The following is a 13,047-nucleotide window of genomic DNA, read 5'->3' on the forward strand; positions in this document are numbered from 1 at the left end:
CACGACTAGACGAGTACGTCCTGCCGGATGTTCTCGTTCACGACCTGGTTCGCGTGGTAGTTCAAGAAGGCGCGTTCGGATGGCGTGAGCGACAGCTCGTTGAAGACAGAGAGATCCCATTTACGTGCGAAATACTCGATTGCTCCGACTCGGAAGTCGGATGCGGGCAGCTTGCCTATTGCGTCGACGATGTCATCCTGTGCAATTCCATTGAGATGCATGTTGTAGATCCGCAGCATCTGTTCTGAGCCGTCAAGGAACGGATCACTGAGGTTCGCTGTGGCTGCGTATTCGCCGACTCTGAACCGGCTTTCAACATCGATCAGGCCAAGGATGCCGTTGTCGAAGGCGGCCAGTGTGGACAGTATGGGCAGAGTCCGCACGCCGTAGTGATAAGGGCTTTCGAGAGAGCCGTTGCTCGTGATGCGTTCGGCCACGGTGTAGTGCCGCTCGTAGACGTGCATGGAGCCGACAAACCAGTTCATTTCTCCCACAGCCAAGCCCAGAGACGCAGCAATGAGCTCCTGGGTCACACTCCACTCAAAGACGTTGATGCCAGAGAAGCCCCAGATGGCATCATTCGCCCGAACTGAAACATTCAAGTGAAGTCGCCCGTCGCGCTGGATGAAGTTCAACCAGTTGTTGCAGGGAATATCCTTGGACTCCACGAAATCGAGAGCCGGGTCATAAATCGACGCTACGGCACGCTTCGTGTTGATGTCTTCGTGGAAGCGCTGAAGCACAACTGCAAGTTGATCAACCTGGCCATTCCAGTTCCTTCAACAGGACCGGGTAGTCCGATGCCGAAAGCGATGATGTCCCTCGCCGGACGCTTCATCGCTTTCAAATGACCCGTCAGCGTCATTGTCAGCCAGTCCAGAACAACTTCCGGTCCGCACGAAATCTCAAGTCGTTCAGTGGTTTCCACGAGTATCCTTCCCGACAGGTCCGTGAGAGCCACTGTCGCGTGTGTAGCTCCGACGCCGGCCGCAGCGGCCACTCTGGCACCGGGGTTGAAGGCTAGGCGCGCCGACGGACGGCCTCCCGTGGAAGCCGCATCCGACACGGGGACAACCAGCCCGAGTTTTAGGAGGGGCTCAAGACGAGAACTGATGGCAGCTCGACCCAGGCCCGTTATCCGGGCAAGGTCGGCCCTGGTTCGCGGGTGTCCGTCCCGCAGCACGTACAAAAGTTCGCCGGGGCCGCCATTGTCCATGTCTCTCCATTTCGGGACTCGAAAAAGGGGAATGATGAGACTGAGCTCCTGGCACAACAGGCCCACAAGACCCCGATGGGTCTCCATCTCCACTCAGTGTCAAGGTGCCAACTCGTTCCCGTCCACTCGTCGAGGCCCATAGCATCAAAAAGTGCAGCTTCGGTGTGTAAACCGTCCCCAAGTGCGTCAAATGGTGCAGACTTTTGCTGGTTGACTCACGAAAGCCAGGTGGTCCGTGTCACTGTTTCGGCATGGAAAACGACAGAACCACGACAGCCCCTTCCCGCATACGGGCCGGGTTCGTCGGTGCCGGTTCATGGCGGAGGTGCCTAGCCGAGCCGCCCGTGCTGCAGGACGGATGACTCCGCTGGGTAGGTTCCCTACTGCGACGCCGCACTCCCGGGATCATAGTGCAAGAAGCGCCTTCATGTATCTACTGGTTCCGCCCTGAAACGGACTAATCAACCCGTGCGCCAATAAACAGTCGGCCCTCCGTACCGCAGCCAGGGGTTCCGCTGTCCGAATCAGCGAAGCAGCGCCTGGAACTCACCTGCCTACATGTCCTGGCCCCCAGGGGTAATGACCCACAGGACTATGGCGTCCCGGCTTCCGTGATTTGCGAAGCCGTGTCCGATCTTGGGATCGACCAGGAGGGCATCGCCGGCGTCTAGGACATACTCGCTGCTGCCGGTACGTACCGTAAGGGTTCCCTCAAGAACGATAATGCATTCTTCGTCACCGTGGTGGGTATACAGTTCTGGGCCCGACGAGCGTCCGGGTACAACGATGGTCTGGTGGATCTGCAGCTTCCGTGCGTCGCGCGGAGTGAGCATGAACTCTGTGCTCCCATCGGCGCGTCTAATGCGCCGCCGATCTTTGGTCCGGACCAGAGGACTGCCAGCGTCAGCTTCAGCGGGATCGGCAAACAGTGCTCCCATGGGCTCACCGAGGGCCTGACAGATCCGGCGTAGCGAGGCCACTGATGGACTCGCCTTGCCGCGTTCGACTTGGGAGAGAAATCCTTCGGACACTCCTGCCTCGGCCGATACCTGTCGGAGCGAGAATCCTTTCCCTCGGCGGATACTGCGAATCCGGCGGCCGAGATCCAGATCGTGGGGCGATTCCTCTGCCTCTCGTGTTTGATTCTCAGACGATTGGCCAGGACCGTTACGGGTGAGCATGAGTGGGTTCCTCAACTGTTGATGGCTGCGCGGCGACAGAGCTACTGGATTTCATTCATCGTCTTGACTGTAGTGGAACTTCAGGATCCTTTCATCCGCTCTACACGCCAATGATGAACTTCCCCTGAAGATATCCATTGTCGGCCTGCCGGGAGGGGATCAAGAGTTTGAGGACTTGAGCGCCTATTCAAGCTACTTCTCCGGTCTTTCAGCGATCTGGCCGTTCGAGGCTCTTTATGTCATGGTCCGCAGAAAGCCTCAACTGCGCTCTTGCCAAAAACTTAAGTACCAGTATATTCTCTGGATAGAACTTAGGTGTGACTTAAGTCTCACGACTGCTGGTTCCACGAAGGCGGTAGAGGTGCGAAGATGCGCCACCGCTGGGGACCACGCTGAGTCTCCTTCCGACCCACCACACGAGCGTCATGTGGGTCATCGGTCCGCTCCGTCACTGATATATCCGTTGGTTTCCATTTTCGAGATAGACAGGTTGAAAAATGCCATTCAGTAACAACTCCCTTTCGCCTTGGCGCCGCGTCGGCCTTGGGGCAGCGCTGGCCAGCTTGCTGCTGGGATCCGCGGCGTGCTCTTCCCCGGAAGGCGCGGCCCAGGCCAAACCATCGCTGGTCATCGCGAGCTGGGGCAACCCGTTCACAGCGGCGACAAAGACTCACCTCGTTGACCCGTTCGTTGCCGAGACCGGGTTCGATGTCAAGATTGTCGACGCACCCGGAAAGTACGTTGCGACCCTGGAGTCGCAGAAGCAGGCCAACAAGATCGAATGGGACCTGCTGGATTCGACCTCGGGCCCGGATGCATACATCGCCTATGACAAGGGACTCATCGAGAAGATGCCCGAGGACGTCAAGGGCCGTATCCTCGAGGCGCTGCCGCAAAGCGCCGTCACTGACTTCGGTATTAGCTGGTCCAGCCTCGGATACATCTCCGCGTGTTCCAAAAACGCAGTCGCGAACTGCCCGGCGAACACGACCGAACTTTTCGACACGGCAGCGTTTCCTGGTACCCGCACCAGCGTCGCCACCTCCCCCTTGGTCAACCTCAGCCTCGCAGAGGTGGCGGCCGGGGTTCCTGTTGAAGATCTGGCCACTCACGAGATCGACCTTGAACGGGCGTTCGCAACCCTCAAGAAGATTAAGCCATCCATGGGCACCTGGTGGTCCTCCGGCGATCAGAACATGCAGGTATTCGCCACCGGTGAGGCGGACATGGGCATCAGCTACAGCGGCCGTGCCTATGCCGTCGACAAGCAGGGGACTCCGATGACGGTTAACTGGGACCAGGGGCTCTATAACCCCGGCTTCTGGAACGTCGTCGCGGGGTCGCCGAACAGCGCAGCGTCCTGGCAGTTTATCGAGTGGATCGCCAAGCATCCGGAGGCGGAAGCCAAGTGGGCCGAGGCCCTCGGCTATTCGGTGCCGAACCCCAAGGCTTTTGACTTCTTGCCCGCCGACGTTGCCAGCAAGCTCGCGGACTTTCCCGCAAACCGCGAGGTTCTGGGTGTCATGAACTACGCGTGGTACGTCAAGAATTACAAGGAAGTCAACGACCGCTGGCAGGAGTTCCTGCGTGGCTAGGCTTCTCGTTGGTCCGTCGAGGGTGGGGAAAAGGAGAGCGGGATGCCTGTAGTCAGTCAGGAGCCACAAACAAGCTCCGTGCAACGAACACGACAGTGGAGTGCCGTACTGCCCACTGTTCCCAGCCTCCTCATGATCGCACCGCTCGTTGTCATGGCTCTCCTCTTCATCGTCTACCCACTGGTGAAACTCGGCGTCGATTCCTTTACCGGAGGCTCTGGAGGTTTCTCGAACTACGCCGCCGCATTCGGTTCGCCGGCCATCCGGAACGGGCTGCTCACCACCCTGGTCATGTCGCTGACTGTAACGGCCCTTTGTCTGGTGCTTGGCGGCAGCCTCGCCTGGCAATTGGCGAAAGCGCAAAAGCCTGTGGCCAAGGCGCTCCTGTGGACGGCTGTGCTCCTGCCTTTCTGGATGGGCGTGGTAGTCAAGTCGTATGCATGGGCGGTGCTGCTGTCCAAGAACGGACTCGTCAACACCGTCCTGCTTCAGTTCGGTTTTGTCGACGAACCCCTGCCGCTGCTGTATACACCGCTGGCGGTGGTGCTGGGCATGACGTACACAATGCTCCCTTACGCGGTTCTGGCCATGTTTCCGACAATGGTGAACTTCGACAAAGAACTGCTCAACTCGGCGAGTGTGCTGGGATCGTCCCGTACCTGGGCCATGGTCTCGGTCTGGCTTCCTCTAGTACGATCCGGAGCCGTCGCAGCAGGCGCCATCGTCTTCGCGATCAGCATAGGTTTCTACATCACACCCGTCCTGCTGGGCGGTGCGCAATCGCCGTTCATGGCCACCGTTATCGGCGACGATATCTTCTCCTATTTCAATTACCCGCGGGCAGCCGCATCATCCGTCATCCTCCTGCTCACGGCGCTGGTTGTTTTGCTCGTGACATTCAGGTTCGTCGGGGCGAAGGCACTACGACAAGGGATCGGAAAATGATGCGCACAACTTCCAGTTTCCGGAACCGGGCGTTCGATAGGGCCACCGGCGTCATGGGCAGGGTGCTTGTCGCCTGCGCTGTGCTCTTCTTGCTCGGTCCAGCGGTCTTCATTGCGATCCTCTCCTTCTCCAACGACCAACGGGTTTCGTTTCCGCCCAAGGACTGGGGACTGGACCGGTACGTCGATGTGTTTACGTCTAACAAGTGGGGATCGCCGACCCTGCTCTCGCTGGAAATTGGAGCATATGTTGCCCTTGGCTCACTGCTCGTCGCCCTTCCTCTGGTGTTCGCCCTGAAACGCAGCGCGCTCAAAGGCCGGGGCATCCTGGAAGCCACGGCGATCGCCCCGCTGGTCATCCCGGTATCGGCCTATGCGGTGGGGATGTATGCCGTCTTCGCGCAACTCGACCTACTGGGGACAAAACAGGGGATTATCCTGGCGCATACGGTCCACGCGCTGCCTATGGTCGTTATCGTGCTCTCAACCTCACTGGACCAAGTGCGCACCGACTTGGAATTGGCTGCCATGACCATGGGGGCGAGTCGCCTAAAGGCTTGGACGAGCATAACCGTCCGTTTGCTTGCCCCGTCGATCATAGCGGCCATGCTTTTCGGGTTCATCAGCAGCTTCGACGAGGCCGTGTTCATCACGTTCCTCGGCGGTGCAGACCTGGTCACGCTGCCGAAGTACATCTTCGATTCCGTTCAATACGCGGTGGACCCCGCCATCACGGCCATGGCCACACTCCTCATGATTACGACGGCGGCAATCATGCTCGCCGGTTCCGCTCTCCGGAAGGACATCAAGTGATCACCTCGACGCAGGCACCCCCCGTGGACGTGCACGGCAAACCCGAACAGGACAGTGCACTCCATATCAGGGCACTGACCAAGACCTTTGGATACGTCGAGGTCCTCCGATCTATAGACCTGGACGTGCGGCCAGGAGAATTTCTGACCCTCCTGGGGCCCTCCGGTTCGGGAAAGACGACCCTGCTGCGCATCATCGCCGGGTTCGAAGCTGCCACCTCCGGAGTCCTGAGGCTAGACGGCGTGGACCTTGGAAGTCTGGCTCCGGCAGAGCGCAGACTCGGGATGGTCTTTCAGAACTATGCACTCTTTCCACATATGACGGTGGCGCAGAACGTGGCCTACGGACTGAAGCTGCGCAAGTGGAGCGGCGCCAGGTTGGAATCACGCGTGAACGAAATGCTCGAGATCGTCGGACTGGGCCAGCACGCCGGGCGCAAGCCCGCTCAGCTCTCGGGCGGCCAGCAGCAGCGCGTCGCACTGGCACGGGCACTGGCCTATGAGCCGGACATCCTGCTCATGGACGAACCCCTCGGCGCCTTGGACCGAAGCCTCCGCTTGCAGATGGAGGAGGAAATCAAACGCGTCCACCGGCAGATCGGAACTACGGTCATTTACGTCACCCACGATCAGGAAGAGGCCTTGGTCCTCTCCGACCGGGTGGCCATTATGAACGAGGGCCGCTTTGCCGGACTGGACACCCCGATGTCGCTCTACCATCGGCCGCCCAACTCGTTCGTCGCCAAGTTCTTCTCAGACTCCAACGTTCTCCAGGGCGAGGTGAGGGACGGAGCGGTCCATGCGTATTCGCAGGTTTTCCCCACACACGCGGACTTCACCGGGCCAGTTTCCCTGGCGGTGCGCCCCAAGGCCTTCACGCTCGGCGCAGGGAGTTCCCCGGCTCCGGGACTTCGCTTCCGCGCCCGGGTCGAAGAGTGCCATCTTCTGGGAGAACACGAGCAGATCCAGGCACACGTGCCGGAGATCGGCCGGGTCATCGTACGCCGCGACATCGACGGCGGGTGCGCGGCCGGTATCGGCGACGATGTCGACCTTTTCGTTCCCGCTGCCGCCATCAACATAATGCGCGATTAGCGCCACTCATTCATCAAGATCTTGAAATCCAGCCAAGGAGAAAAATGTCTAAGAGAGTTGTCATTGCAGGGGCCGGCATTTCCGGTCTGGCCGCCGCTGCCTCGTTCAGGTCGTTCGGGTTCGACGTCGACGTCTATGAACAAGCCACAGAGCCGCGGGAGATCGGTGCTGGTATTTATCTCAAAGAAAACAGCTTTGCTGTCCTCGACCGTCTCGGACTTTCCGACCTGCTGGAGAAAAAGGGCGTCAGAATCGAGGCCGCACGCATACTCGACGAGGACGGGCGTGTGGTCACAAGCCGTGATCTGAGCCAGGAACGACTGGTCGTCACGTTGCGGTCCGAGCTGCACAACGCCCTGCAGGAGCGGGCACTGGATCTCGGGGCGCGTCTGCATACCAGTCGCCGGGTCATCGGGGCGACGCCTGCGGGAACGCTCCTTTTTGCCGACGGGACTGAGGAGAGCGCAGACCTGGTCATCGGTGCGGACGGCCTGCACTCCCGCGTCCGCGACTCGCTGGACCTGGGCCGCTACAAGATCGGACTGGGAGACGGAGCCACGCGGGTGCTAGTGCCCCGTCAGGAAAAGGAGGGCCCGTTCAGCACCGAGCACTGGTCCGGGCAGCTTCGCGTCGGCATCGCACCCTGTTCCGATGACTTCACGTACATGTTCATCATCGGTCCCGAGAGGGAGAGCCGGGCGACCCGAGTTCCCCTAGACACTTCCTACTGGACACGGCATTTCCCCCACCTCGAGGAATACTTTGCCGCAGTAACGCCGGAACTGTCGATCCACCACCGGCACCACGTCGTGCACTGTGATACATGGGTGAAGGGAAACGTCGCCATCATTGGCGACGCCGCCCACGCACAGCCACCGAACTTTGGTCAGGGGGCCGGCGTTGCCATCGCCGCGGCCTGGGAACTTGCGGAGTGCGTGGCTTCCACGCCAGACATCCGCACGGCGTTGTCGGACTGGGAAATCTCCTCCCGGCCGCGGATCAACATGGTCCAACGACTCACGACCGCCTACGACATACTCAACTACAAGTGGCCGCGCCCGCTGGCACCGCTGCGCAGCAAGCTCTTCTCGGCCATCGCCAACTCTCCCGTCCTCGGATCGCGGTGGGAATTCTATTGGCGCGGCGGGGCTGTCGCGCCGCGACCGCTGGGTAACACCGTACCGGCCGAACAGTGACCAGGGGGAATAGGCAGATGCAACAGTGGCAATTCGCTTTAGTCAACGCCAACATCCTGACGATGGACGACGAGGGCCGTGTCGCCGACTCGATCGGTATCCAGGGCGACCGAATCGTCTCCGTCGGAGATATGGCATCGGTCCTCGACAGCCTCGGCCCCGACGCGTCTATCTTCGACCTCGGCGGTGCCACCGTGCTTCCGGGATTCATCGACGTCCACACGCATGTCGAGCTGATCACAATGTCGCGGCATTTCTGGCGGGACGTTCGAGCTCTCGACCGGGCCCAAATCCTCGCCTTGATCCGGTCACAATGCGCCACAACAAAACCGGGTACGTGGCTTGTGCTCCAGGGAACATTCAGCCAGGACCTGCCCTCACGCGATGAGCTCGATCAGGTGGCTCCCGACCATCCGGTAGCAATTCGCTGGACGTTGCACAAATCCGTCTTGAACTCCGCGGCACTGCAGGCCAGCGGCATCTCGGAAGACACCGTCGCCCCCGTCGGCGTGCGCCTTCAGAAGAATCCGGACGGGACTCTGAACGGAGTCATCGAAGAAGGGTGGGATCTAGTTGCTGCTCCCGCCCCTGGAATCGACGCTCTTACGGACGCCATGGAGGAGACGCTTCGAACGCTATTCATGAGGAACGGCGTCACGACCGTCCACGAAATTGCCGCATCCAACAACGGGATTTCAGCTTTGAGGACGCTCGCCTCGAAGGGAAGCATCCCCCGGATGGGGCTGCTCCTTACCGCCGGACCAGGTCACCAACCCCTCGCGTCCGTATCCGATGCGGCGTTCCGCGGCCTCGGCTCCGGTTTCGGCAACGACAGTATCTGGCTTCAGGGCCTTAAGATCTTCATGGACGGCGGGCGAGACGGAGCGTACCGGTCGGATCTCGTCGGGAAGGACGCGGAAAAGTGGGGACTTCTGACCAGGCTTTATCCGACGCTCGTGCAAGAACTCGTCGAGGCTACGAGACACGGGGTCCAGGTCTGTACGCACGCCATCGGAGACCTCGCGCAGGAGATTGCGGTTTCAGCGGTGGAACGTGTCCACGAACTGTATCCGGATCTGGACCACCGCCTGAGGATCGAGCACTTCTTCAACGAGAGTTTCGGTACCGCCCAGCTAAAGCGCCTAGTGACAGCCGGCGGCATTGCGGTACCGAACCCAGGATTCGTCCTTGCCGAGCCGGACGAGCCGAAACAGCGGCTGCCGGCGGGAGCCTCCAAGTATGCGATCAAGACCCTCCGATCGATCCAGGGAATTCTTCCCGGGAACTCGGATACGGCCGGGGCACAGCCTTTTACGACGAACCCTTGGGTCACCATGAAATGCATGCTTGAGCTGCGCAACAAGAATGGCGTCCCGGTCAATGATGCCGAGCGCGTCGATGTGCAGGCTGCCCTGCGCGCATACACTTCGGACGCCGCCTATGCCACCAGGCAGGAGACCGAGAAGGGAAGCCTTGAGGTGGGGAAACTGGGCGACCTGATCGTTGTCGGCAGCGACCCGCACCTGACCGACCTGGCAGATTTCGACAGGATCGATACCAAAGTTTCGATCATCGGAGGCCTCGAAGTCTTCGGTCGGCTCGCCGATATCACTGTGGAGGCTGCGGTGTGATGGGCAAACATACTGTCGTCGCTGAGGTCGTCAGACACCTGCAGCGGTTAGGCCTTCACCCGCACTGAGCTGAAACAGTTGATGCCTAGACCACGTCCAAACGTTGTCTTATCGTTGGGGGCATCAACTGTTGCCGGCAGGGGTGAGGCTCCACTGCGGAGGTGCATGATGGGTATTGTTTCTTCCGGTTTCCGTGGACGCCGGTCCCAGAATCCCGCACTGCCTCCCGGGCAGCATGAAACGCAGAATTTTCCTGTGCTTACGGCGGGGCCTGCTCCGCATATTCCCGTCGGTGAATGGGAGTTTTTCATCGTCGCGGAGACCGGCCGGCGGCTCTCTTGGTCCTGGAACGAATTCATGGCCTTGCCGCAGGAGTCAGTCACCGCGGACATTCATTGCGTGACCAGCTGGTCAAAACTGGGAACTCGGTGGCGTGGCGTTTCATTGGACACGCTCTTCGAAAACGTCCAAACCACCTGCGACTTCGCCACAGCTCATTCCTTCGGCGGCTACACAACCAACCTTCCGCTGTGGGACCTCCTGGGCGGCAAGGCTTGGGTGGTCTGGGAATTCGATGGCCAACGTCTTGAACGCGCCCACGGCGGCCCGGCGCGGCTTTTGGTGCCGCAGCTATATTTCTGGAAAAGCGCCAAATGGATTCGCGGCCTGGAATTGACAGCGGAAGACCTTCCCGGGTTCTGGGAATCGAATGGCTATCACCTTCACGGCAACCCATGGCGCGAGGAGCGGTACTCATGAGGCACGTCTCGTGAGCACACAGTGGCAGGTCGCCGAAGTGGTAGGCGGAGTCCCGGAAAATGACACAGCCCGGACCATCAGGTTGCGCGTGGGTGGCTTGATGGGTCACCTGGCGGGCCAGCACATCGACGTCCGCCTCACCGCCGAGGACGGGTACACTGCGATCCGCTCTTACTCGTTGGCATCCGCGAGTGTGGATGAGCATCTGGAAATCACGGTTGACGAGCTGCCCGACGGCGAAGTGTCACCTTATCTGGTCCGGGACCTTGCGGTCGGGGACAGGCTGGAAATCCGAGGGCCGGTGGGCGGCTGGTTTGTCTGGCGGCCCGGTAATGGGAAGCGGGTGCAGCTGATCGGGGGAGGGTCAGGGGTGGTGCCGTTGATGTCGATGATCCGCGCTCATGAGGCTTCCACCAACGAGTCCCCTTTCAGGTTGCTTTATTCCCTCAAGTCACCGGATTCTTCGCTTTACAGCGAAGAGCTGCGTCGGTTGGACCGTGAATCGGACAAGCTGATGGTCGACTATGTCTATACGCGCTCGGCGCCGGAGGGCTGGCCGGTTACGCCGGGGCGGCTTACGTCGGACACACTTCTGCGCAAGATCTTCCCGGCTGAGGAGAATCCGGATGTGTTCATTTGCGGCCAAACGGTTTTCGTGGAGACCGTTGCGGACTGGCTGGTGGTGGCCGGCTACCCGGTGGAGTCGATAAAGACCGAACGGTTTGGCGGGACGGGAGGTATCCAGTGAACGGCGCGGACGATTTCGTTGTCCCTGACTCGGACGACCAAGATATTGCAGCACCGCCCCATGATCCGATTCCGTACCTGGATGGTAACGCAACGGCCGGCGCGCTGTCGGAAGTGTTCCGAATCGACATCATCGCGGCGCTCGGACGCTGCAGGCATTGCGGTTCAGTGAAGGCTTTTGGTGAGGCCATTGTGTACACCGACGCGCCCGGCATCGTGGTGCGCTGCCGCAACTGCCAGGGTGTCCTGCTGAGGCTGGTGGAAACACCAACCCGATACTGGTTGGATCTGAGCGGCCTCAGCTACCTGGAGATCAGCCGCGGCGAGTAGGCCACGGGAACGCTGAATCACCCGAGTCAGGGCGGCAACTCCTTCGCCTCCTTGGGCTCGGAGAGCAGGAGCAGCACACCGCCGAGCCTTGGCGGTTCGCGGTGGAGTGAGGGCTCAGCATGCTGGGGATCCCCGCCCGCAGTGGTGCGGCGTATCGACGGAGCTCAGACTAATGCGTAAAAGAGGGCGGGACGGATTGGCGATGTTTTCGGGGGAGGGGTGGATTCTCCGGAGGAGGAGCGGTCTGTGCATGTAGGTGGCGGGATCAGGATCCTGGCTAGTGGGCCCTCCGCCTGCTGGCACATTTGAAAGAAACTATCGTAGAGTTTACGTAATAACAATAAAAACTTGACGGCGACTTTCGCTGAATTGGAGAAACGGAAGGCCTGGTCCTGTCCGTCACGCTGCTCGCACGATGGCCATCTTCCTGTCCGGTCAACATGGATTTCGGCGGTCTGGGCCGAGTAAATGGAGACGTGTTCCTCGGGTAATGGAGATTCCGCCAAGCGCCGGCAAGAAGGGCGGTCCGAGGCCGCCGATATCCTGCAAAGGGTTCGCCTGCCCGCCCCGTACCTACCGTGCGGACGGTCGACGGCGGACCCAGTCTCCGCATTGCTACAGTGAGCCCATGAGCATGGCGAGTGGGGAGCAAAAGCCGCGGCACGCCAAGGCTGGGGCTCTGCCTGACGGCCCAGTTGGCGTCGGTCCTGCTGCTGTTGTGCCCAAGAAAATAGGGGTCCCGGACCCTGCCTCACCGTCTGCTACCGCGCCGACTGTCCCGCTGCTTCAGCGGCCGCCCGCCTGGCTAGTCCGGAATCCGTTGCATGCAGGCTGGGCGTGGACCGGTTTCTGGGCGTCGCTGATCATTGTTGACGAGTTCGTGGACCTGGCCGGCTGGACCTGGTACGTATTTGTGGGCATGGCTGCCCTGCCCACGCTGGCTTGCACTGTGGCCGTGCTCCATGCGACCCCGCGCCGGTACCTCAAGCCCCAAAAGGAATCGGTGCTCGCGCACTTCTTTGTCCGGTTCCTCGCGCTGACGGCTGCGTTTATGGTGTGGGGATTATCCGTGGTGGCCAGCGCCTCGATTTCCACAACGGTGCAGGCACTGGCCGGGAACTCGGAGCGGGAGGTGACGTCGTTGGGGTTCAACCTGCTCCTGGCGGCGGTCCCGCTGGTTGTGTCGGTGTTGTGGATGGCGCTCATTGTGCGGTGCGCGTGGTTCCTTCGCCGTCTCCGCGGCTGGCGCCAGAACCCACAGGATTCGCGGCTGCCCAAGAGATTCCTGCGGCATTCGCCCCAACTCAGGCGCGTCGTGGTGGGTCTGGCGCACCCCGGTCTGCTCCTGGTGGCTGGGCTTGGCACATCGGTTCTGGCACTCTTTCTCGGCGCCATGGAACTCACGCTCAACCTGATTGTCTGAGGCCCCGCAAGCTTCCGGCCGGAAACAAGACTTCTGCCCTGGGCACTGAGCTGGGCGGCGGCGTGGATTTGCCGGCCAAGCCTGCGCCCTGCAGTCGAATGTGCAGGACGGGAACAGA

Annotated in this window: 13 protein-coding genes and 1 pseudogene; 10 read left to right on the top strand and 4 right to left on the bottom strand. The window is 60.7% G+C overall.

The features are described from left to right. Window positions 1–5: 5 nt before the first annotated feature. The 4 genes and pseudogenes from V9L18_RS10700 to V9L18_RS22055 form a co-directional block, all read right to left on the bottom strand. Complete coding sequence (locus V9L18_RS10700; protein ID WP_337347146.1) at window positions 6–743, bottom strand: thymidylate synthase; 738 nt, start codon at window positions 741–743, stop codon at window positions 6–8. Further along, complete coding sequence (locus tag V9L18_RS10705; protein ID WP_337347147.1) at window positions 698–928, bottom strand: hypothetical protein; 231 nt, start codon at window positions 926–928, stop codon at window positions 698–700. The genes V9L18_RS10700 and V9L18_RS10705 overlap by 46 nt, the downstream gene beginning before the upstream one ends. An 842-nt stretch (window positions 929–1,770) precedes the next feature. Continuing rightward, window positions 1,771–2,049, bottom strand: a complete 279-nt coding sequence (locus V9L18_RS10710; RefSeq protein ID WP_337347148.1) for a cupin domain-containing protein — start codon at window positions 2,047–2,049, stop codon at window positions 1,771–1,773. A 99-nt stretch (window positions 2,050–2,148) separates the two neighbouring features. After that, window positions 2,149–2,397: pseudogene (locus tag V9L18_RS22055) on the bottom strand (helix-turn-helix domain-containing protein); the annotation flags it as partial. Window positions 2,398–2,894: 497 nt separating this feature from the next. Here V9L18_RS22055 and V9L18_RS10715 point away from each other — a divergent pair. The 10 genes from V9L18_RS10715 (at window position 2,895) to V9L18_RS10760 (ending at window position 12,929) form a co-directional block, all read left to right on the top strand. Then, entirely contained in the window at window positions 2,895–3,992 is a 1,098-nt protein-coding gene (locus V9L18_RS10715; protein ID WP_337347149.1) for an extracellular solute-binding protein, read from the top strand. Between the two features lie 78 nt (window positions 3,993–4,070). After that, complete coding sequence (locus V9L18_RS10720) at window positions 4,071–4,937, top strand: ABC transporter permease (protein ID WP_337347150.1); 867 nt, start codon at window positions 4,071–4,073, stop codon at window positions 4,935–4,937. After that, on the top strand, window positions 4,934–5,749 hold the full coding sequence (locus V9L18_RS10725) for an ABC transporter permease (RefSeq protein ID WP_337347151.1): 816 nt from the start codon (window positions 4,934–4,936) through the stop codon (window positions 5,747–5,749). The genes V9L18_RS10720 and V9L18_RS10725 overlap by 4 nt, the downstream gene beginning before the upstream one ends. Beyond that, the gene (locus V9L18_RS10730; RefSeq protein WP_337347152.1) at window positions 5,746–6,843 is read left to right on the top strand and encodes an ABC transporter ATP-binding protein; all 1,098 of its coding nucleotides are present in this window, start codon (window positions 5,746–5,748) and stop codon (window positions 6,841–6,843) included. Before V9L18_RS10725 ends, V9L18_RS10730 begins: the two co-directional genes overlap by 4 nt. A gap of 44 nt (window positions 6,844–6,887) precedes the next feature. Beyond that, window positions 6,888–8,039 carry an FAD-dependent monooxygenase gene (locus tag V9L18_RS10735; protein ID WP_337347153.1) on the top strand — a complete coding sequence of 384 codons (1,152 nt, stop codon included), beginning with the start codon at window positions 6,888–6,890 and terminating at the stop codon, window positions 8,037–8,039. 62 nt (window positions 8,040–8,101) lie between these two features. Then, the gene (locus V9L18_RS10740; RefSeq protein WP_337347154.1) at window positions 8,102–9,670 is read left to right on the top strand and encodes an amidohydrolase; all 1,569 of its coding nucleotides are present in this window, start codon (window positions 8,102–8,104) and stop codon (window positions 9,668–9,670) included. 168 nt (window positions 9,671–9,838) lie between these two features. Then, window positions 9,839–10,429 carry a molybdopterin-dependent oxidoreductase gene (locus V9L18_RS10745; RefSeq protein WP_337347312.1) on the top strand — a complete coding sequence of 197 codons (591 nt, stop codon included), beginning with the start codon at window positions 9,839–9,841 and terminating at the stop codon, window positions 10,427–10,429. Between the two features lie 10 nt (window positions 10,430–10,439). Then, entirely contained in the window at window positions 10,440–11,177 is a 738-nt protein-coding gene (locus V9L18_RS10750) for a ferredoxin reductase (RefSeq protein WP_337347155.1), read from the top strand. Next, the gene (locus V9L18_RS10755) at window positions 11,174–11,506 is read left to right on the top strand and encodes a DUF6510 family protein (RefSeq protein WP_337347156.1); all 333 of its coding nucleotides are present in this window, start codon (window positions 11,174–11,176) and stop codon (window positions 11,504–11,506) included. The genes V9L18_RS10750 and V9L18_RS10755 overlap by 4 nt, the downstream gene beginning before the upstream one ends. Before the next feature lie 628 nt (window positions 11,507–12,134). Further along, window positions 12,135–12,929 carry a hypothetical protein gene (locus V9L18_RS10760; protein ID WP_337347157.1) on the top strand — a complete coding sequence of 265 codons (795 nt, stop codon included), beginning with the start codon at window positions 12,135–12,137 and terminating at the stop codon, window positions 12,927–12,929. Window positions 12,930–13,047: the final 118 nt, after the last annotated feature.

Source organism: Pseudarthrobacter sp. CCNWLW217, assembly GCF_037203985.1.
In the GTDB taxonomy this organism is placed as follows: Bacteria; Actinomycetota; Actinomycetes; order Actinomycetales; family Micrococcaceae; genus Arthrobacter.

What these genes read in the sequence shown, in the direction of transcription:
- V9L18_RS10735 (WP_337347153.1), top strand. Translation starts at nt 6,888, where the DNA reads ATGTCTAAGAGAGTTGTCATTGCAGGGGCCGGCATTTCCGGTCTGGCC.
- V9L18_RS10715 (WP_337347149.1), top strand. Translation starts at nt 2,895, where the DNA reads ATGCCATTCAGTAACAACTCCCTTTCGCCTTGGCGCCGCGTCGGCCTT.
- V9L18_RS10725 (WP_337347151.1), top strand. Translation starts at nt 4,934, where the DNA reads ATGATGCGCACAACTTCCAGTTTCCGGAACCGGGCGTTCGATAGGGCC.
- V9L18_RS10710 (WP_337347148.1), bottom strand. Translation starts at nt 2,049, where the DNA reads ATGCTCACTCCGCGCGACGCACGGAAGCTGCAGATCCACCAGACCATC.
- V9L18_RS10740 (WP_337347154.1), top strand. Translation starts at nt 8,102, where the DNA reads ATGGACGACGAGGGCCGTGTCGCCGACTCGATCGGTATCCAGGGCGAC.
- V9L18_RS10745 (WP_337347312.1), top strand. Translation starts at nt 9,839, where the DNA reads ATGGGTATTGTTTCTTCCGGTTTCCGTGGACGCCGGTCCCAGAATCCC.
- V9L18_RS10760 (WP_337347157.1), top strand. Translation starts at nt 12,135, where the DNA reads ATGAGCATGGCGAGTGGGGAGCAAAAGCCGCGGCACGCCAAGGCTGGG.